The 19,342-nt window shown below is 48.7% G+C and carries 17 protein-coding genes; 8 read left to right on the top strand and 9 right to left on the bottom strand.

Annotation, left to right across the window (positions count from 1 at the left end):
• Window positions 1-302: 302 nt before the first annotated feature.
• Complete coding sequence (gene dacB / locus EZMO1_RS05485; RefSeq protein WP_034874894.1) at window positions 303-1,685, bottom strand: D-alanyl-D-alanine carboxypeptidase/D-alanyl-D-alanine endopeptidase; 1,383 nt, start codon at window positions 1,683-1,685, stop codon at window positions 303-305.
• A 394-nt stretch (window positions 1,686-2,079) separates the two neighbouring features.
• Between dacB and EZMO1_RS05480 the strand changes: the two genes are divergently transcribed.
• Window positions 2,080-4,458, top strand: a complete 2,379-nt coding sequence (locus tag EZMO1_RS05480) for a Lon protease family protein (RefSeq protein WP_034874897.1) — start codon at window positions 2,080-2,082, stop codon at window positions 4,456-4,458.
• Between the two features lie 61 nt (window positions 4,459-4,519).
• On the opposite strand, the gene EZMO1_RS05475 is transcribed toward EZMO1_RS05480, so the two are convergent.
• On the bottom strand, window positions 4,520-5,938 hold the full coding sequence (locus EZMO1_RS05475) for an autotransporter outer membrane beta-barrel domain-containing protein (RefSeq protein WP_145912481.1): 1,419 nt from the start codon (window positions 5,936-5,938) through the stop codon (window positions 4,520-4,522).
• A gap of 179 nt (window positions 5,939-6,117) precedes the next feature.
• Window positions 6,118-7,212 (bottom strand): AmmeMemoRadiSam system radical SAM enzyme, encoded by a 1,095-nt coding sequence (gene amrS / locus EZMO1_RS05470; protein WP_034875644.1) that lies wholly within the window; start codon window positions 7,210-7,212, stop codon window positions 6,118-6,120.
• Window positions 7,213-7,651: 439 nt separating this feature from the next.
• Between amrS and amrB the strand changes: the two genes are divergently transcribed.
• Together amrB and amrA are read left to right on the top strand one after the other, a co-directional pair.
• Window positions 7,652-8,431 carry an AmmeMemoRadiSam system protein B gene (gene amrB / locus EZMO1_RS05465; protein WP_034875646.1) on the top strand — a complete coding sequence of 260 codons (780 nt, stop codon included), beginning with the start codon at window positions 7,652-7,654 and terminating at the stop codon, window positions 8,429-8,431.
• Window positions 8,432-8,485: 54 nt separating this feature from the next.
• On the top strand, window positions 8,486-9,049 hold the full coding sequence (gene amrA / locus EZMO1_RS05460; protein WP_034874902.1) for an AmmeMemoRadiSam system protein A: 564 nt from the start codon (window positions 8,486-8,488) through the stop codon (window positions 9,047-9,049).
• A 98-nt stretch (window positions 9,050-9,147) separates the two neighbouring features.
• On the opposite strand, the gene tyrS is transcribed toward amrA, so the two are convergent.
• Window positions 9,148-10,455, bottom strand: a complete 1,308-nt coding sequence (tyrS, locus tag EZMO1_RS05455) for a tyrosine--tRNA ligase (RefSeq protein ID WP_034874904.1) — start codon at window positions 10,453-10,455, stop codon at window positions 9,148-9,150.
• A 271-nt stretch (window positions 10,456-10,726) separates the two neighbouring features.
• On the opposite strand from tyrS, the gene EZMO1_RS05450 reads away from it, so the two are divergent.
• The 3 genes from EZMO1_RS05450 to EZMO1_RS05440 all read left to right on the top strand — a co-directional run bounded on the left by EZMO1_RS05450 (window position 10,727) and on the right by EZMO1_RS05440 (window position 14,535).
• A complete protein-coding gene (locus tag EZMO1_RS05450; protein ID WP_051789801.1) occupies window positions 10,727-12,187 on the top strand; it encodes an OapA family protein in 1,461 nt (486 codons plus the stop codon).
• Between the two features lie 43 nt (window positions 12,188-12,230).
• On the top strand, window positions 12,231-13,325 hold the full coding sequence (locus tag EZMO1_RS05445; RefSeq protein WP_034874906.1) for an anhydro-N-acetylmuramic acid kinase: 1,095 nt from the start codon (window positions 12,231-12,233) through the stop codon (window positions 13,323-13,325).
• A gap of 259 nt (window positions 13,326-13,584) precedes the next feature.
• On the top strand, window positions 13,585-14,535 hold the full coding sequence (locus tag EZMO1_RS05440; RefSeq protein WP_086936392.1) for an L-lactate dehydrogenase: 951 nt from the start codon (window positions 13,585-13,587) through the stop codon (window positions 14,533-14,535).
• Between the two features lies 1 nt (window position 14,536).
• Here EZMO1_RS05440 and EZMO1_RS05435 read toward each other — a convergent pair whose 3' ends face one another.
• The 5 genes from EZMO1_RS05435 to EZMO1_RS05415 all read right to left on the bottom strand — a co-directional run bounded on the left by EZMO1_RS05435 (window position 14,537) and on the right by EZMO1_RS05415 (window position 18,367).
• A complete protein-coding gene (locus EZMO1_RS05435) occupies window positions 14,537-15,373 on the bottom strand; it encodes a mechanosensitive ion channel family protein (protein ID WP_461781985.1) in 837 nt (278 codons plus the stop codon).
• A gap of 151 nt (window positions 15,374-15,524) precedes the next feature.
• Window positions 15,525-15,881 (bottom strand): iron-sulfur cluster insertion protein ErpA, encoded by a 357-nt coding sequence (gene erpA, locus EZMO1_RS05430; protein WP_034874908.1) that lies wholly within the window; start codon window positions 15,879-15,881, stop codon window positions 15,525-15,527.
• A gap of 123 nt (window positions 15,882-16,004) precedes the next feature.
• The gene (locus tag EZMO1_RS05425) at window positions 16,005-16,430 is read right to left on the bottom strand and encodes a bactofilin family protein (RefSeq protein ID WP_034874910.1); all 426 of its coding nucleotides are present in this window, start codon (window positions 16,428-16,430) and stop codon (window positions 16,005-16,007) included.
• Window positions 16,414-17,193 (bottom strand): DUF6776 family protein, encoded by a 780-nt coding sequence (locus EZMO1_RS05420; RefSeq protein ID WP_034874912.1) that lies wholly within the window; start codon window positions 17,191-17,193, stop codon window positions 16,414-16,416. The genes EZMO1_RS05425 and EZMO1_RS05420 overlap by 17 nt, the downstream gene beginning before the upstream one ends.
• Window positions 17,194-17,332: 139 nt before the next feature.
• Window positions 17,333-18,367, bottom strand: coding sequence for a hypothetical protein (locus tag EZMO1_RS05415; RefSeq protein ID WP_034874914.1), 1,035 nt, complete (start codon window positions 18,365-18,367; stop codon window positions 17,333-17,335).
• 117 nt (window positions 18,368-18,484) lie between these two features.
• On the opposite strand from EZMO1_RS05415, the gene EZMO1_RS26550 reads away from it, so the two are divergent.
• Window positions 18,485-18,658, top strand: a complete 174-nt coding sequence (locus tag EZMO1_RS26550) for a hypothetical protein (RefSeq protein WP_169740816.1) — start codon at window positions 18,485-18,487, stop codon at window positions 18,656-18,658.
• Between the two features lie 144 nt (window positions 18,659-18,802).
• Window positions 18,803-19,303, top strand: a complete 501-nt coding sequence (locus EZMO1_RS05410; RefSeq protein ID WP_034874916.1) for an SDR family NAD(P)-dependent oxidoreductase — start codon at window positions 18,803-18,805, stop codon at window positions 19,301-19,303.
• The last annotated feature ends 39 nt before the right edge of the window (window positions 19,304-19,342 follow it).

Here is a 19,342-nt window from a genome sequence, read left to right as displayed (position 1 = left end):
CCCGTTCAGTTTCCCATTGTTTTTGTTTAAAACGTTGTCATGCTTCTGCGAATAGAGCAATTGACTGTTATTGTTGATATCGCATTGCTATGACTGCGCATTGCTGTTTGAACGCTGTTGCACTGAATCTTTGAGAAATGCATTTTTTTTGTCTGTCGCTCTAATTCTCTGTCACTCTGCATTCGAATTTAAACAGACCGGCATTAATGAATGTCCAGTCTGTTGATCTCTTTCTGTATTGACCGTCAAGGAATATAGAACCTCTCCGGTTAATTTCAAATGTAGAAAATTAACAAGCTTTATTACTTAGCACTTATGTCTAATGTTTTACCGGAATCACCCAACACTTTCAAAAAAGAACGATGGAATGCCCTGATATCCTGCTTGAAGGCTCGCATCTCCTGATCAGTGGCTGGCAAGGGCGGCATCAAACCATTCAGAATCACCGCAAACACCAGCGGCCTGCCGTTATCAGGGAAAACATAACCCGCCATACTGCGCACGCCACTCATATAGCCGGTTTTAAACCATTGCTCCTTACGTTTGCGCTGAGTAAGCCAGGGGCTTTCTTCCCCCCACTGCTTCCAACCCAGCATCAAAATGTCTACCAGCGTTGCAGCGCTGATAAAGTTATAACGGGAAAGACCCGAACCGTCCACAAGACGACTGGAACCAAAACCAACACCTTTATTACCCAGAAGCGTTCTGGCTGATTCAATGCCACTGGCATAAGATCCGGTTTTACCTGATGTCTGATGGCCAACGGTTTTCAAAATACTGTCAGAATAGAGATTGTCAGAATCTTCAAGCACGGGGCGAAGCAGTTCGGGTAGCGCTTCGGAGTGATGTTCCGCAAGAATATACGGCATATTCAGTTCAGGCCGCCCGGCAATGATGCGTCCCTTGAGCTGAATGTCATGCTGTTCCAGCAGGTCATACATAAATCGCTCAACAGCCCGTTCAACATTACTGACAGAGAAAGCCATTCTCAGCGGTCTTGATTTAGGCGAGATACAGCCCTGTAAAGCGTATTCAAAATCAGCAGACGGACGAACCTTCTGGGTACAGCGTTCACCTTCGGGCAAACTCTCTGTCACCACCTGATTGTCCACTTCCAGATTCCATTCTGGTCTGTCGTACTCCATGATCGCCGGATCACCTTCTTTTTTACCCGGCTTTAACCAGCCATAAAAGCAGTTTCGATCCAGAATCATGGCAGCTGCCGGGGCCGCAAAACAGATGTTCAAATCATCCCAGCTCACACCACCAGCACGATCGTACCCAGAGTAAACTGCACCATCCAGCCAGAGGTCTCCGGCAATCGTTGTAATCTTTTTCTCTTTTAATTGAGCCACAAGATCATTCAGATGCTCACGTTTCAGTGATGGATCACCACTGAACGACAGCATAACGGCACCTTTCACTACGCCTTTTCTGGTGACCTTGTTCTCTGAGGCAATGGAGGTGTTGTAACGGAATTCCTGCCCCAAAGCATCATAGGCCAGAGTGGCAGTCAGTACTTTCAGGGTGCTGGCAGGAATCAGGTTGAGATGCGCTCCCTGTTCAAAAAGCACATTGCCTTTTATCGGGTCCCTGACCTGTATCGAATAAACACTGCCTTCAGGTAATTCAGAGATCAGACTCTCAAGCCTGTTCACTACTGAATCGGCTGCCGCAGCAGTCATGGAACACAAAAAGCCAAGATAGGTTAAAAGCCTGATCACACGTCTCACCCGTCACCTCCAGTCCCTGATACATCTCTTGATTACGCAAGCCAGTCAAACAAAGCGCTACCGACAAAACAGCTACAAGTTGAAAATATGTCAACAGAAATAATGCAAAAGAGCACAGATGTTCCATTTCATGCACCCGCATTGATTACTTTATCGGTATCTACTGTAAAAGTCGGTAGTTTTTTTCGGCCAGCCGTAACATCTATTGTTAAAAAGCATTATCCTATTCACACATGATATTGAACGATTCGACTGGTAGCTCTTGCAGCACCTGAGATGTGGACGTTTTTCCCACAGAAATGTTCATCATCACCCGGAATCATAGAAAGGTAAGTGGCAGGCTTTAGTGAAAAAACTCAAACTATCAACCAATCAACTTATTGCAAAACAGCCAGTCAAAGAGCTCGGTTTTAAATCGACCGATGAGTTAGAAAACTATGTTGGCATTCTGGGGCAGGAGCGTGCGACCAGTGCCATACAGTTTGGTGTAGCGATGCACCGGACCGGTTATAACATTTATGTCATGGGCGAATCCGGTACAGGACGAATGTCCTATTTACGCAAGTACCTGGAAACCGAAGCCAAGCGCCAAAGTCCTCCGGACGACTGGGCTTATATCAACAATTTTGATAACAGCCGCGAGCCGAAAGCTGTGCGCCTTCCGGCTGGTCACGGCAACAAACTACAAAAGGATTTTGAAGGGTTTGTTGATAACCTGCTGCTGACCTTCCCGGCGGCCTTTGAAAATCCGACCTATCAACAACGAAAAAGCCTGATCGAAAGAGAGTTTAACAAGCGCTACGACCAGACCATTGACGAAATCGAGCAGGAAGCACTGAAGCGGGATATCGCCCTTTACAGAGATCAGGGTTCCCTCAGCTTTACCCCTATGCAAAAGGGTAAAGCCATGGATGAAACCGAGTTCGCCCAGCTGCCGGATAAAAAACGCATCAAATTTAATAATGACATCAGTGAACTGGAGACAATGCTCAACGAGTCTCTGGTCGAATTGCCCCAGTGGAAGCGTGAATCCAACGAAAAGCTTCAGAAACTGAATCAAAACACCATTGATCAGGCGCTGGAACCTCTGCTGAAACCGCTTCGTAAAGAATACAACAATCAGAAAAGTGTTCTGGAGTACCTTGAAGCGGTCAAGCAACATTTGCACCGGTCAGTGATTGACCTGCTGGCCGACGATCGTGCCATGGAGTCCAAAGAAGATTCAACCAAACGGGCGGCACTGATTGAACTTTACTCTCCGAACCTGGTGGTTGCTCTGGAAGACAACGGAGCTGCGCCGGTTATCTACGAATCACACCCAAGCTATAAAAACCTGTTTGGACGCATCGAATACGCCAGTGAAATGGGCGCACTGGTTACTAACTACCGCCAGATTTGCCCCGGTTCACTGCATCAGGCCAATGGTGGCTATTTGCTGCTGGATGCCAACAAACTGCTGGAAGAGCCCTTTGTCTGGGAAGCACTGAAGCGTGCCCTCAAAGAAAAGCAGCTGAAAATAGAATCCCCTTATGCCGAACTGGGGATGCTGAACACCATCACTCTGAATCCGGAAGAAATCCCGCTGAATGTCAAAATCATTCTGGTGGGTTCAAGGGACATTTATTACGTTCTTCAGCAGCTTGATCCGGACTTCCATGAAATGTTCCGGGTGCTGGTTGATTTTGATGACCGTATTGTTCGTGATCCCGACTCCGTTCAGGCATTTTCACAGCTGTTGAAAAACCGGGCAGACGACGAAGGTTACCCTCCGCTCACGGCTTCGGCAGTCTCCCGCATGGTGGAACAAAGTTCACGTATGGCAGAACATCAACGGGAAATGTCAGCCAAAATCGGTGACCTGTTCGACTTGCTGGCAGAAGCAGACTTCATTCGCCGAATGGGTCGAGGCCGTAAAATCAACCATGAGCATGTTGACCGCGCCATTGCCGCCAAAGCCGAGCGTACCGGCAGAGTCAGTAAGCAGATTCTGGATGAAATGCTTGAAGGCAGCATCCTGATCGATTCAGAAGGCGAGAAAGTTGGCAAGATTAATGGTCTGACCGTGTTGACAATAGGCGACACCAGTTTTGGTTCTCCGGCTAGAATCACTGCTGCTGTTTACCCGGGCTCTCAGGGCATTGTGGACATTGAGCGTGAAGTGCAACTGGGTCAGGCCATTCACTCCAAAGGCGTTATGATCATCTCCGGTTACCTGGGGAATAAATACGCCCAGAAATTCCCGCTGGCGATTTCTGCCAGCCTGGCAATGGAGCAGTCCTACGGCTATATAGACGGTGACAGCGCTTCTCTGGCAGAGCTTTGCTGCCTCATTTCTGCTCTGACCGACACGCCGATCAAACAAAGCTTTGCGGTCACCGGCTCCATGAACCAGTACGGTGAAGTTCAGGCGATTGGCGGCGTTAACGAAAAAATTGAAGGTTTCTTCGATCTCTGCGCCGCCAGAGGGCTGACCGGTGATCAGGGCGTAATCATACCGGCAGCCAATGTCCGCAATTTGATGTTGCACCAGAAAGTGGTTGATGCGGTTCGCGCCAAACAGTTCAGCGTGTATGCAGTCAGTCATGCAGAAGAAGCGCTGGAGCTGCTGACAGGCTGCAAGCCAGGAAACCTGAATAGTAAGAATGAGTACACCAAAGGTTCACTCAACTACAAAGTGGTTAATCGCCTGAAAGAAATTTCAGAGCTTTCCAAAGAAGGCAGTTAAGCAGAAAATCTGCCGACCAAGGGCTTAGACACCTTGACCGGCAGATTTTCTGTCTGGCTTATCAAAAACGAAATTCCAATCCGGCCAGAATATGATGAGACAATGATTCCTTCATCCAGACACCACCATAGGCAAGACTCAGATTCAGCTGCTTATTGAGAAACGTATCCAGCCCAATGGAATAGTAGGCACCGTTCTGATCGTAATGATCGTACTTGTACCTTTGCCCCTGCACTTTCAAGTCATCGGTTTTCAAATCAGAATGTTGCCAGCCCAATGACAGCTTGAGCTCAAAGGGTTGGCTGAACTGTTCTTGCTGATAGGTCAGCATCGCACCCAATCGTGACACCCAGCCACTGCTTTTGCCTTTTTTGACCATATTGGTAAACCAGTTAAAATCATCCCGGTTCTGGTTAACGTACATAATCTGGGCTTCAGGTGTCAGGGTTAAGCCACTGGACATATGGCTTAAATCCAGATCATAGCCAACACGACCGTAGACGTCCCACTGCTTACTTTTATAATCTGCCTTATAACCATGACTTTTACTGTCAATCGAATTCCAGTTATACGTCACCAGTCCTTCAGCATGCACTGGCCCATGCCGCCAGGCAATGGTCGGCCCCAAACGCCAGGTTCCGGATTCTACTTCACCATTGAAGTCTTTGAGATCAGCGGTTAACTTCTGCCAGGCACCATAAACACCGATCAACCACTCACTACCCACCGGGCGCAGCATGGACAGTTGAATGCCATAGCCATTGGACTTAAACCCAGCCATGCCATTGACCTTTTTCTGATCCAGAAAGTGACCATAGACTTGCATCAATCCAAACCATTCACCGTACACAAAAGCCCTGGCTCCGTTGGTGACAGCCTGTGAATACCGGTTAAAGGTATCGTGCCCGGTCGCTGCATCGCTCTGACCAATATCCTCCTGTCCAAGGTAATCAACGGCCGCTTCATCATCCGTGTCCTGATAAGCCAGCCAATGAGATGACGGCCGATCATTCAGCCTTACTTCAGGATTGCCCATTAGCGCTGCGGGAGGAATCCTGCCACTGAGAATACTCCCTGTAAGGCGGGTAAAACTGTCGTAGGCATGCAGCGCTGCATCATGCATCATCCGGTCGGCAACGGCAGGCTGTGAGATAACGGCACCAAGCTTGTTCTTGCTAATCAGCTGTGAAGCCGGAATTTCTTCAATGGGAAGAAATCGTCCACTGGCTATATCACCATCAACATCCAGAGCCTTGAGGTAATACGCATCCTGCTCGGGTGTTTTCCATAGTTTGGATGTATCCGCTTTTATTTTTAGCGTTTCGGTTTTCGTCTCGGTGAAAGTAATATAGGCAGCCTTATTCTTTTGGTCATATTGAATTTCAGGTTCAGCGGCCTGAAGCCCTGCTCCTGTCAAACCGATAAGACTACCGGAAATCATTAATCTGGCAGAGAACGGTAATAATGCTCTGGAACTCACGACAACTCCCGAATACTTTTATTTGTGAATAGGGTTAGTGAATAGCGTTAGTGAACAGCTGTTTATTGATAAACAGCTGCAACACATGCAAAAGTAGTCGAAGAAAAAGTAGTCGAAGGTTTTTTATTCCGATAGTCAGAATTCAGCCGGGAAGGCACAACAGGTACACTGAGAAGAAATCAGGACTTCATTTTTACAGGGATTCGTTTTCTCCCCCAGTCACCATGTGTCCGCTCAAAAACGCCAGCCACCGTTGTGCCACACGCCTTACAGGTACCCTGATGAAGATTCCACACACCCAGCTCATACCAGTCACGCTCAATCAATAACTCGCCGCACTGGTGACACCAGGTACTTCCTCCCTGATTGTCATGCACATTACCGGTATAGACATAATGTAATCCATAAGACAGGGCAATCTTTCGAGCCCTTGACAGAGTGCTGCCCGGAGTATAGGCATGACGCCTCATTTTCCAGTCAGGGTGAAAAGCGGTGAAATGCAGAGGGACATCAGGCCCAAGGTTTTCTGCCAGCCAGGTAGACATGGCATGAAGCTCCGGATCTGAATCATTTTCACCGGGAATCAGTAACGTTGTGATTTCAAACCAGACACCTGTCTCCTGTTTTAAGTAGAGAAGCGTGTCCAGAACCGGCTGCAATGATCCGCCGCAGATCTTTTTATAAAACGATTCAGTAAAAGCTTTCAAATCAATATTGGCTGCATCAATGTGCCTGAAAAATTGTTCACGGGGTCCATCACAAATATACCCCGCACTGACCGCCACAGATTTAATACCCAGTTCATGCCCTGCCTGTGCAACATCTGTCGCATACTCCATAAAAATGATGGGATCATTGTAGGTAAACGCCATACTGCGACAACCCGATTGCAACGCTGCCCGGGCAAGAGATTCCGGCATGGCCTGATCAGCCAGCGTATCCATCTGCCTTGATTTACTCATATCCCAGTTCTGACAGAATTTGCAGGCAAGGTTACAACCTGCAGTGCCAAAGGAGAGCACAGGCGTTCCTGGCAGAAAATGGTTTAAAGGTTTTTTTTCAATGGGGTCAATACAAAAGCCACTGGAACGACCATAGCTGGCCAAAACAATCTGATCATTGTGCCTTGCCCTGACAAAACAAAGTCCCTGCTGCCCTTCCCTTAGCTTACAGGCACGTGGACAGACGTCACACTGAATACGACTGTCATCCAGCGTGTGCCACCATTGCGTTGGCCAGAACTCAGGAGGATGCCGGATCGTATTCTCACTCATAATAAGCTCTCCTTTCATTTAAGTACTCAACCATACGAAATCATATTTTCTGACTCATTGCTCAGGCACTCTGACTGCGTTGCAACTCTGGTCACATAGCTTGCTATGCTCCCGCCGTTGCGCCTTGCAGAGCACCTGCCCAATAAGCCAGAAATATTCGATTCCGTATGGCCGAGTACTTATCCGCGTCCAGACTCAGGAAATCTTAAATTCTGTCACTGAAAACCATACTGAGAAATACTGCCCTGATAAACACTGAACCGAAGCAGTTTGATCCAACTCAACAGTTGGCCTGTTTACTGAAAAAGGTCTCGTGCATTTCAGAAAATAGAGATAACCTGCCTTTTATGTAACTCGACAACAAACCGCCTATTCTGTAAAAGAAATGCAGAAAACGCTGGCTATAATTATAGAGCTTACTTCTGTGGGGGATGACTCAATGACCGTTCGCCAACCTGCTGTGGCCGGGGCTTTCTACCCTGACGACCCAAACATACTTCAGAAAGTCGTTTTCAATATGCTTCAGGAAGCCGACCAGCGCGACCTGTCTCCCAAAGCACTGATTGTTCCCCATGCCGGTTATATTTATTCCGGCCCGGTTGCTGCCAGTGCTTATCAATTACTGGAACCCTACCGTGACAATATTCGTCGGGTGGTATTGCTCGGCCCTTCACATCAGGTGGCTTTTGAAGGGCTTGCACTTCCGGATGCAGATCATTTCATGACGCCGCTGGGCAGTGTTCATCTGGACAGACCGGCCATGGCAGCTCTTGGCCGGTTCAGTCAGGTTCAGGTACTCCCACTGGCTCATTCCATGGAGCACAGTCTGGAAGTACAGCTGCCATTTCTACAGTCCTGCCTCGACCAGTTCAGTCTTGTTCCGCTTGTAGTGGGTCAGGCTTCCGCTCTGGCAGTAGCAGAAGTGATTGATTTTCTCTGGGGTCAGGACGATACATTAATTATCATCAGCTCCGATCTCAGCCATTACCATAGTTACGAAGAAGCTCAGCGTCGGGATAACCTGACGGTAAAAGCCATCGAACAGCTGACAACAGACCTGACCGGTGGGCAGGCTTGTGGTTGCAGCCCTATTAATGGCATGCTGAAAGTAGCCCAGAGACGGGGCATGGAAGTACAAACACTGGATGTCCGCAACTCTGGTGATACCGCTGGGGACAAGAAGCGTGTGGTGGGTTATGGCGCCTTTGCCATTCAGTGATAGTCTGTCTTTTGGAAGAAAGAATGTGTGGTAGAACGATTGGGATTCACCGCGATGGAACTGAGCTTACCTCAACAAAAAGAACTGCTCCGCTTTGCCCGAAAAGCCATAGCTGACAGCTGTCGGCAAGGGCTTCCTCCGGAAGCACCTGCCGATGACCTTCCTGCACTGTTCTACGAACCCCGAGCAACCTTTGTCACCCTGCAAAAACAGGGCAACCTGCGCGGTTGTATCGGGTCATTGCAAGTCAGGCGCCCCCTGATTGAAGACATCATCCACAACGCTTTTGCGGCGGCCTTTCGCGACCCGCGCTTTCATCCGGTGGCTGAAGCAGAGCTGAACGAGATAGACATCGAAATTTCCATTCTCAGTCCATTGTCGGGAATGAACATAAGTTCTGAGGACGACCTGCTCCAACAACTGATTCCCGGTCAGGACGGTCTGGTGATAGAAAATGCTCATTACTCAGCAACGTTTTTGCCTCAGGTCTGGGAGCAACTACCTCAACCAAAACAGTTTTTACAGCACTTAAAACAGAAAGCTGGTATGCCAGTGAATGAATGGCCGGACGATATGAAGTGTTTTCGTTATTCTTGTTTTAAATTTAAAGAGAAGTGATGTCAGTCATTTTTAATGACCCAATAAAAGCGCCGCTTTGATTATCATGCAAAGCGGCGTTTTCGAGTCTAACGGCTAACCAGACAGACTATTCAGTCTTAAACCACTTCAAACAGGAAGTGATTTTTCTTACCCAGTTTCACCAGGAAGAAGCGACCAAACAGGGCGTTGTTTTTTGCAAAACACTCCGTCAGGTTCATATTATCAGCAGCGCCACGGGCTTCTCCATTGAAGAAGACAGCATTACGACCCAGAGCGTCTTTTACCTGCTTACCTGATTTAACCATGCCTACTTCAGCAAACAGCTGGGTCATGGCCTGACCTTCCAGCTCGTCCAGCTTGATGGTTGCACTAGGCAGACCATCCTGCTTCAGCTGTTCCAGATCAGTCTCGGACAGGTTGGAAATGTCACCGGAGAACAGAGATTCGGTAATGCGCTCTGCTGCCTGCAGGCCTTCTTCACCATGCACCAGACGAGTCACTTCCTGTGCCAGAATGCGCTGGGCTTCAGGGCGACCTTCACGCTCTTCGTCGGCTTTCTTGATACCATCAATCTCCTCCTGACTCAGGAAGGTAAAGAAGCTCATAAAGCGGTAAACGTCCGCATCAGCCGTATTCATCCAGAACTGGTAAAACGCATACTGAGAGGTTTTGGATGGATCCAGCCACACCGCTCCGCCTTCAGTCTTACCAAACTTGGTACCGTCAGACTTGGTGATCAGAGGGACGGTCAGACCAAAGGTGCGAGACTGGTTCATTCGACGGGAAAGGTCGATACCACCGACAATGTTGCCCCACTGATCGCTGCCGCCCACCTGCAGCGTGCAGTCATAGCGCTTGTTCAGCTCGGCAAAGTCCATACCCTGCAGCAGGGCATAGGAGAACTCGGTAAAGGAAATACCGGCACCTTCGCGGTTAATACGCTGCTGAACAGACTCTTTGTTAATCATGGCATTGACAGAAAAGTGCTTGCCGATTTCACGCAGGAAATCCAAAGCACTTATTTCACCGGTCCAGTCCAGATTGTTCACGACCATTGCGGAGTTTTCACCGCAGTCAAAGTCAATAAACTGACTCACCTGACCTTTAATCTTGTCTACCCAGCCTGCAACGATATCAGGCGTATTCAGCTGACGTTCGGCAGCCTTGAAACTGGGATCACCAATCAGACCCGTTGCACCACCGACCAGCGCAACAGGCTTATGGCCAGCCATCTGAAAACGCTTCAGTACCAGCAAAGGCACCAGATGCCCCAGATGCAGGCTGTCTGCTGTCGGATCAAAGCCGCAATAAAGAACCCGAGGCTGTTCGCTCAGATGAGCGTCCAGTTCCTCGACGGCAGTAGTCTGCGCGATGAGCTGGCGGGCCTGCAGATCTTTCAGCAGTTGGTTTTGATTCTCAGACATTTATGTTTCCTGCACATGCGGCTCTTGTAAAAATCGGATCGCACAAAATACATGAAAAAGCACTCAAGAACAAAGCCGTATAGTATTTTTCCATACAAAAAGCGTTCAGAGGGCAGTGATTAAAACTTCTGAAAGCCAGCGATAAAACGGCAAAGGTAGTTCTCCCTGACCTTTTTTCAAATCGTTTATCACTATATATCAATTCAATTGGTAGTTTTTAACGTTATAATTTGTTTATATTGCAATAAAATGACTATTCTCCCAGATTAAAATGACTAAGGTTGTCTCAACAGGTGCAACCCGTGTATGCAGTAAAGACGGTCGCCTGCCCTATTTCCCCAGACGACACCTGATGCTGGTTACAGGTGTTTCTATTCTGTTGTTGCTGTTAATCGGGCTTGTGCCGTCAACTGACGTCGAAGCTAACAGAACTCGCATCACTCTGGAAATTGACGCATTTAAGGAAGAACCTCCGGAAAATGATATCTCCAGAAGAACCCGCCCCTTTCTAAGTAAAGAGCTTAATGAAGCACCGGAACCTGACTCAGAAGCCATCAGGCTCGCCAGGAAAGAGGCTGAGCGTCAGGCAAAAGAGCGGGCAGCTTTGGGTCGATGGCAAAGCATTGTCATAGCCAGTGGCGACAACCTGTCCAGCCTGTTTGCCCAGCAGGGGCTGGGAGCCAGGGTCGTCTATAACATCAGTCAGACACCTGACTTCGGCAAACAACTTGCCAACATACGCCCCGGACAAACACTGGAATTCCGGGTTAATCATAATGGTGAATTAACCCAGTTCCGCTATGTCCGTGACCGCCTGAGCAGCATCCTTTTTCAGCAGACAGCCGACGGGTATAGCGCTGAGGAAGTCATTCTGGAGCCCCAGATTCGCACTGCCTATGCAGAAGGCGAAATCACGAACTCACTGTTCCTTGCCAGCCAGAGAGCCGGTTTGACCGATGGCCTGACCATGGAGCTTGCAGGCATTTTTGGCTGGGACATCGACTTTGCTCTGGATATTCGCTCCGGTGACAGTTTCAGCGTCGTGTATGAAGAACGTTACCTCGCGGATGACAACGGCGATCAAAAACTGGGCAATGGTAATATCCTCGCAGCAACCTTTGTTAATAACGGCAAAGACTACACAGCCATTCGATACACAGACAAAAACGGCAACAGCAGCTATTACACACCGGATGGCAAAAGCATGAGAAAAGCCTTTCTGCGCACGCCGGTAGACTTTACCCGTATCAGCTCAAACTTTAATCCTGATCGCTTACACCCGGTCTTTAAAACCAAACGCCCCCATCGCGGTGTTGATTACGCAGCTCCAACAGGCACTCCGATAAAAGCAGCAGGCGATGGCAGAATCTCATTTGCAGGCTGGCAAAACGGTTTTGGTAACGTCGTATTTATTGAGCACCCCAACAACATCGTTACGGTCTACGCTCATCAAAGCCGGTTGAATAAGCGATTGCGAAAAGGTTCGCGGGTTAATCAGGGCGATGTTATAGGCTATGTGGGTTCTACCGGCTGGGCCACCGGCCCCCATTTGCATTACGAATTCCGTGTCAACGGCGTACACAGAAATCCGGTAACGGTTAAATTGCCTGATGCCAAGCCGGTTCCCAAATCTGAAATGGCTCGCTTTAAACAACATAAAACCGGCATTCTGGCGCAGCTTGATCACCATCAGAAAGCACACCAGAAGACCATGCTGGCAGCTGCTCAGTGATACAAGCTTCTGCCCGTCGCCACGCTACAACCGGGTTTTCATTATGAAACAACTGTTTATTGGTTTGATGTCTGGCACCAGTCTGGATGCCATAGATGCGGTACTGGTTGAATTTAATCACTCATCCTGCCGCCTGCTGGCATCCCATTCTCACCCATTACCAGACAAACTGAGACAAGCTCTGGTTGAGCTGACTTTACCCGGTGAGAACGAGATCGAGAGGTTAGCGGAAGCCGAGCCAGCTTTTGCCAGGGAAAGCGCCAACGCCGTTCAGTCACTCCTGAAAGTCAGTCAGCATAAACCAGACAGTATTATTGCCATAGGTAGCCATGGACAAACGATCCGGCACCGGCCTGAAAAAAACTTCACCCTGCAGATTGGCGACCCCAGTCTGATCGCCGAATTGACTCATACAACGGTTGTCGCTGATTTCCGGCGCCGTGATATGGCGGCAGGTGGCCAGGGGGCTCCACTGGTTCCGGCCTTCCACCAGTCGGTCTTTCGTCAGACTGACCAGCACAGCGTCATTATCAATGTTGGTGGTATGGCAAACCTGACCATTCTGGACAACCAGCCTGTCAGGGGCTTTGACACAGGTCCGGGCAATATTCTGATGGATCAGTGGTGTCTTTACCATCTCGACCAGCCTTATGATGAAAAGGGTCAGTGGGCAGATTCCGCCCGTTTTGATCAAAAACTACTGGATCACTTCCTCAAAGAGCCTTACTTTCAACTGACACCACCCAAAAGCACGGGTCGTGAACGGTTTAATATGGACTGGCTGAACAACAGGCTGGAACCATTCCGGCATCTTTCGCCTGCTGTCGTGCAATCTACACTGTGCCAGCTGACGGCAAGCACTATTGCCCATGATATTCAACGCTATGCACCCGACTGTCAGGCCTTGTACCTGTGTGGTGGTGGCGCCCATAACCTCACCCTGATCAAGCGTATACAACAGTTACTGCCCGATCACTCCCTGTCAACGACAGAAGCATTGGGAATACATCCTGACTGGGTAGAAGCTGCGGCATTCGCCTGGCTGGCACGGCAGGCGCTTGAAAACCAGCCAGGTAACCTGCCAGAGGTAACAGGAGCCAGTCATTGCAGAATACTGGGTGGCATCTACCCTGCGTAAAGGATTTCGTCAGGCTTTATCTCTCTGCTCTTTTCTACTCGGAATCATTCACATAGACTAGGAGGCTGTCCGAGAATAGCGCCCGTAGCGAGGATGGCAGAAAATTGAGGATGAAAAAGCGGTTTTGTAAGGAGAATAGCGAGCTATTTGACGAACAAAAGCGATTTTTCAGACCAATTTGCTGCCATCGCAGTAGGGCAGACTATTCTCGGACAGCCTCCTAGATTCCGAACAATTCCTTACTGCTTGGGAACCCTGCATGATGGATATTCAGAAAATCGGAATCATCGGCACCGGTTACGTAGGAATGGCTGCCGCCTTTGCCATCTTCCAGCAACAGCTGGCGACAGAGCTTGTGCTCATCGATAAAAACGTCTCGCGGGCAGAAGGCGAAGCACTGGACCTTATGCATGGTCAGCCGCTCGTAGGGCGCTGTACTGTCAGGGCAGGCGACTTTGAAGATCTGGAAGGAGCGGGACTGGTGATTATCTGCGCCGGAGTCAGCCAGTCCAGCCCTGACGAAAACCGCCTTGATCTGCTGAAGCGTAATATTTCAGTCTTTGAAATGATTGCACGGGAGCTTGATCGCTATGCACCCAATGCCCTGCTACTAATTGCCAGCAATCCGGTGGATATTCTGACTCAGGCAATGCAATGTCTCAGTGCACGACCAAGGCAACTTATTATTGGAACGGGAACCTATCTGGACACATCAAGGTTCCGGACACTTCTGGCACAATACTACGACGTTTCTCCCAATTCTGTTCACGCCTACATTCTCGGCGAACACGGAGATTCTGAAATTGCAGTGTGGAGCTCTGCAGCCATTGGCGGCTTGCCTGTGCAGGAAAACACCATTAATGGTCGCGAGTTTGATGTTGAAAAAATGGATACCCTGTTCTGTCGGGTCAAGAATGCCGCCTACGATATCATTGCCAGCAAAGGCCACACCAACTGGGCGATAGGACTGGTCATCGCGGGAATCCTGCGCACCATAAGAGACGACCAAAGACGCATACTTCCGGTCAGCGTGCGGCTGGAAGGAGAGTACGGAATCGAAAACGTATGCCTGAGCATACCCACCATCGTTGGCAGTCAGGGCATTGAGAACCACATCCTGCCCGATCTCAATGAAGATGAGCTGAAAGGCTTAAGACTTTCAGCTCAAACACTTCTGGAACCTCTGGAAGCACTCAACTTGACTCATTGAATCAGGCAGCGCTCTGCACCGGGTGCATATGGACATCCTGCTGAGGGTACGGGATAGAAATGCCTTCAGCATCAAAAGCCAGCTTGATTTCTTCCGTCAAAAACCATTTTACTTCCCAATAGTCGGCCGTTTTAACCCATGGACGCACCACAAAATTAACGCTGGAATCAGCCAGCTCTGACACTGCAATCACCGCTGAAGGTTCATCAAGAATTCGGGGTTCTGATTGAACGATACGTTCCAGAATGGTTTTGGCTTTTTTCAGGTCATCGTCGTAACCGACACCAATCACCAGATCAATACGGCGGGTTGGCTTAGCTGAATAATTAACAATGGTCGAGCCATAAATATTGGCATTGGGAACATTAATTTCCTTGTTATCAGCGGTACGCATCTGGGTCGTGAACATGCCCACGTTTTCAACAACCCCTTTACTGCCACCCGCTTCAACAAAATCGCCTGCTTTAAACGGCTTAAAGAGAATCAGCATGACACCGGAGGCGAAGTTCGACAAAGAATCTTTCAGAGCCAGACCTACCGCTAAACCGGCAGCACCGAGAAGCGCTAACAGCGAAGTGGTATCAACACCAACCTGCTCAAGAGCAATCAGTACGACAACAAACGACAGCAGAACACTAAGAATACTGCAGATAAACTGCCTCAGCACCTCATCAAGCTGTCGTTTAAGCATCAGCTTATCAATTAGTTTTACTATGCGTCGTGCCAGCCATTTACCGGCAAGATAGATGGCAATAGCAATCAGCAAATTAATGCCAAAATTCGTGAAGTTATTCGTCCAGCCGGTATGGGTCAGCCAGTTCATTATTGTTTCTTTCACTGTCAGCACCCCGCATTTGATAAAATCCTGACGACAGGAAATATACCAGTTTCAATGAGAAAGTGCGCCAGATGTCGGCAAGAGGGAGGAGGAAAAAGGTAGTTCAAGCCACGTTGAACTACCTGAGAACTGACGTTTTTAAAAGGCTGCTTCAGATAGAGAAAGAAGAACCACAGCCGCAGGTCGATTTGGCATTCGGGTTTCTGACCAGAAAACGGGAACCCTGAAGACCGCTTTCATAATCCACTTCTGCACCAACAAGATACTGATAGCTCAGGGAGTCCACAACCATTTCCGCGCCATCTTTGCGAACCAGAGTGTCATCATCAGCCAGCTTGTCGTCAAACGTAAAGCCATACTGAAAACCGGAGCATCCACCACCGGTCACATACACACGAAGACGCTGGGATTTGTTTTCCTCGTCTTCCATCAGTTCATTGACTTTGCTGGCAGCATTGTCTGTAAAAATAATTGGGTCCGGAGTAACCGTTTCAACCACTGCGCTCATTCATCCTCCCGTGTTACCCGCAACGACGTGCAACCCGTTAATACCATTTCAGGGCATTATCCAAGTAACCCAGCGTTTCAGTCAACTATTTGATCCTGTTGTTATTCCCTGAATTACAGGTACTTACCCGTGCTCAATAACCGTATCTGCAGTCACTTTTGCAATTAATGGCTTGATATCTGCCATCCCGTCGGGGTGATGCTCAAGGCTACCGTTCACCTGCGACCCCTTGACCATCTCAATAACATTGTAATGGACATTGCCACTTATTTCGGCGTCAGCCGCCAGTTCAAGATGCTCTGTGGCGAACACATTACCACGGACAGCACCATTGAGAACCATTTTAGAGGCTTTGATGTCCCCTTCTACCAAACCGCTGTCGGTGAGGGTCAGGTGACCATCGTCCGAATACAAATTGCCGCGTACCTTGCCTTCAATCAGCAACGTACCGGTAAACATCACATTACCTTCCACCTCGGTACCTGCTGAAATCAGGGTCATATTGCTATCACCATTACTGTGAACAGGTGCTCTATTTTTGCCCCACATCTGCTGCCAGTTCCTCGTGCCAGTCGAATGATTCTTCCAGATTTCGGGCACCACCACTGCGAATATTAACATTAACGGTGATGCTTTCAGGCTTGAAATTCTCCGGAAGCTCGAAGTCCATCAGACCCCGATCATCAGGAAAAGACTGAAAATATCGAAAGCCCAGTGCCGGATTATCCCCTACTCCTGCCAGTTCAAGCAAAGAGAAACTTGCAGGCTTATCATCCTGTTTACCTGTGACTCTGACCCGCAGCCCCCCCCGAAGGAAGTTATTGCTACGTGACACCTGAGACACCACCACTCGTAAACGATACTGATTGGGCTTATCGCCCGGCATCAGATCAAACGCATTCAGCCGAACGCCTTCGTTCAGATCTTCAGGCGCAATAACACTCTGGTAAAATGTCATGGTTTTCGACATTTCAGCCTTTTCCTGTTCCAGCTCACGCACCTGCACCCTGACATTTTCAGCCGCCTGCCGGTCAATCCTGCTGGAACGTTCAAGCACTGCCACTCGCGAAGCCAGCTTTTCGTTCTGGCTCTCAAGACGGGCCACATTGGTTGTCAGCTGCCTGTTGTCTTGTTTTAATCCTTCACTCTCATCAACCACCCGGCTGGCACCAAACCAGTAAGCCACTACACCAAAGCTGATAAACAGAGCCACCAGCAGCCACTGCAGCCGTCGTTCACGAACCGGATCGTGTCGAACTACCCGCATGCCTCCAGCGGGATTTAAAGAGTCTTGGTCAGGGTCAAAAGCCATTGGCAGAAATCCAAATCATACAGACAGAAAACAGGGGTGCTGACCGACTGCAATTACGAGGGAATACATCCGGAAGTGGAATATTAGTACAAAGTAGCTAAGGAACTATACACAAGCACTTATCGGTTAACAATAACGCCTAAAACACCCGCCTTGTTACACCAAAATCGGAAGAAGGCTCACCAATATTCGACGTTTTCAGGTCAGAAAACCTGACACATGTCTGTCCGTCTGTGCGAAACCAGAGAATCTCCCCTTTTAGCCTCCGGGATAAGCCAAACAGGGACAATTCCAGATGAGAAGGCACATCATCATTGCCCGGACGCAAGAGAGCCTCTGCTTTTTTCATCACCGGCATCCGGGTCGAACCGGGCTGGTGTTTCCCTGGCAGCTCCTTTTCTGCAGTCAGAACCAGTTTATGAAGCTCATTGCCACCATGAATGGCAGAGTCACTGATAAAGACTCGTTCCAGAAACATCAACCGAACATTTGGTATGAGCTTGCGAAATGTTCCAGGTGAAATATTACCCACCATATACAGCGACGTATCAGGCGAAAAAGTCAGCTTGACCGCTAAATCATAGCGATGATTGTCGCTGTTGATATGGGCATGCATAATTTCGCCCGCCAGTTTTTTCTGATTATGCAGCAGGTCATAACGATCCACATCAAATACGAAGGTGTCCAGTCCTCCCGGAAAGTGCGGGTCACAATCTTTAAACACCCTCAGCTCATTTTGACGGAACTGCCATTGAAACCGATCCAGAAAAGGCCTGCCCAATATACCACTGACCTTGGCATGCTCATTGCCAAGATGCTGATGAATGATGTCTTCATCACTGACTTTATTAAAGGTTGTTCTCAGGTCTTCGGGTAACACCAAAGAGCCAAAACTCATAGGCTGAAGCCGACTGTGTGAGACGTTTTCACCGTTTGCTGAATAACCCCACTCTGTAAACAGACTGTCGATAGCCAGATTTTCATTCAGACTTTCCATAACCGCAAAACGGTGAGTCCCGGCGACTGACTTTAAAGTCAGGGTTAAATATCGGGACTCCAGCCTGAACCGCTTCTGATACACCGGCTCCAGCAAATATCCATCGGTACTTCTGCAGCTGGCAGCGCCTGATAAAGATGCCACCAGACCCAGCAGCAGAAGCCAGCATCGTTTCATTATTGATCGCTCTCCTATTCCTGCAAGAAAAAATAGACGCTATCAACATAACTGGCTAGCACAGAGACATACCGATACTATGGGCAGAGTGTTGCTCCAAACCAACGGGGACAGGGAATGAATCTGCTCACAATTCTTATGCTTCTGTTTGCCACACTGGCGGTGATTGTTATGGTCACCGAAAAGTACGGCAAACCCATGGACAATGAAAAGCAGGCAAAGTGGTCGAAGATCATTATGGTGCTTGTGTTTGCTCTTATTCTGATCAGGATACTGAAAGAACTGTTCTGAAACAGCAGGATAGAAAGAACTCTGGAATTAGTAGCCTTGAACACACTTATTTTTCACATTTCTGCCTACACCTGATTACAAAAAAATGGCATCATAGAACAACAAAAACAAACAAAAAATAACATCAAAAACAGGAAGGCAGTCATGCAGGACGTCGTAATCGTGACCGGCGCCAGCTCAGGCATTGGCAGTGAAGTCGCCGAAGAACTGGCAAACAGGGGTTACACCTTAATCGCCATTGCCCCCAGAGAAAAGTTGTTAAGACGCCTTTATTCATTCAATACAAATATCATTCCACTGGTGGCCGACCTCTCCAGCGATCAAGGCCGTCAGGCGCTTCAAGAATGTCTGGACAACGAAGAGGCTTCGGTGTCCTGTCTGATTCACAGCAACACCCATAGAAATACGACAGGAATCAACAAACCCTCGCCCTTGTCCACTCTTAACCTTACACAGCAACTAAGCCCTTATTTCAAAAAGACCAAGGTCGTTCTGGTCAGTTCCGACATAAATACACTACAAAGAGAGCTGGAAGAAACGTTGTTTGACAGTCTGAAAGAAACCGTTGATAGCCAGCATCAGACCATTGAGATCGTCCGCAGCCAGTCCATTGAGCAGGTATTGGCAGAAGTCCCCTCTGCCTGAAGACATATAAACCATGAGCGACCATTGCTGGCCGCTCAT

The organism is Endozoicomonas montiporae CL-33 (assembly GCF_001583435.1).
In the GTDB taxonomy this organism is placed as follows: Bacteria; Pseudomonadota; Gammaproteobacteria; order Pseudomonadales; family Endozoicomonadaceae; genus Endozoicomonas_A; species Endozoicomonas_A montiporae.
This window is presented reverse-complemented; position numbering and strand designations above follow the sequence as displayed.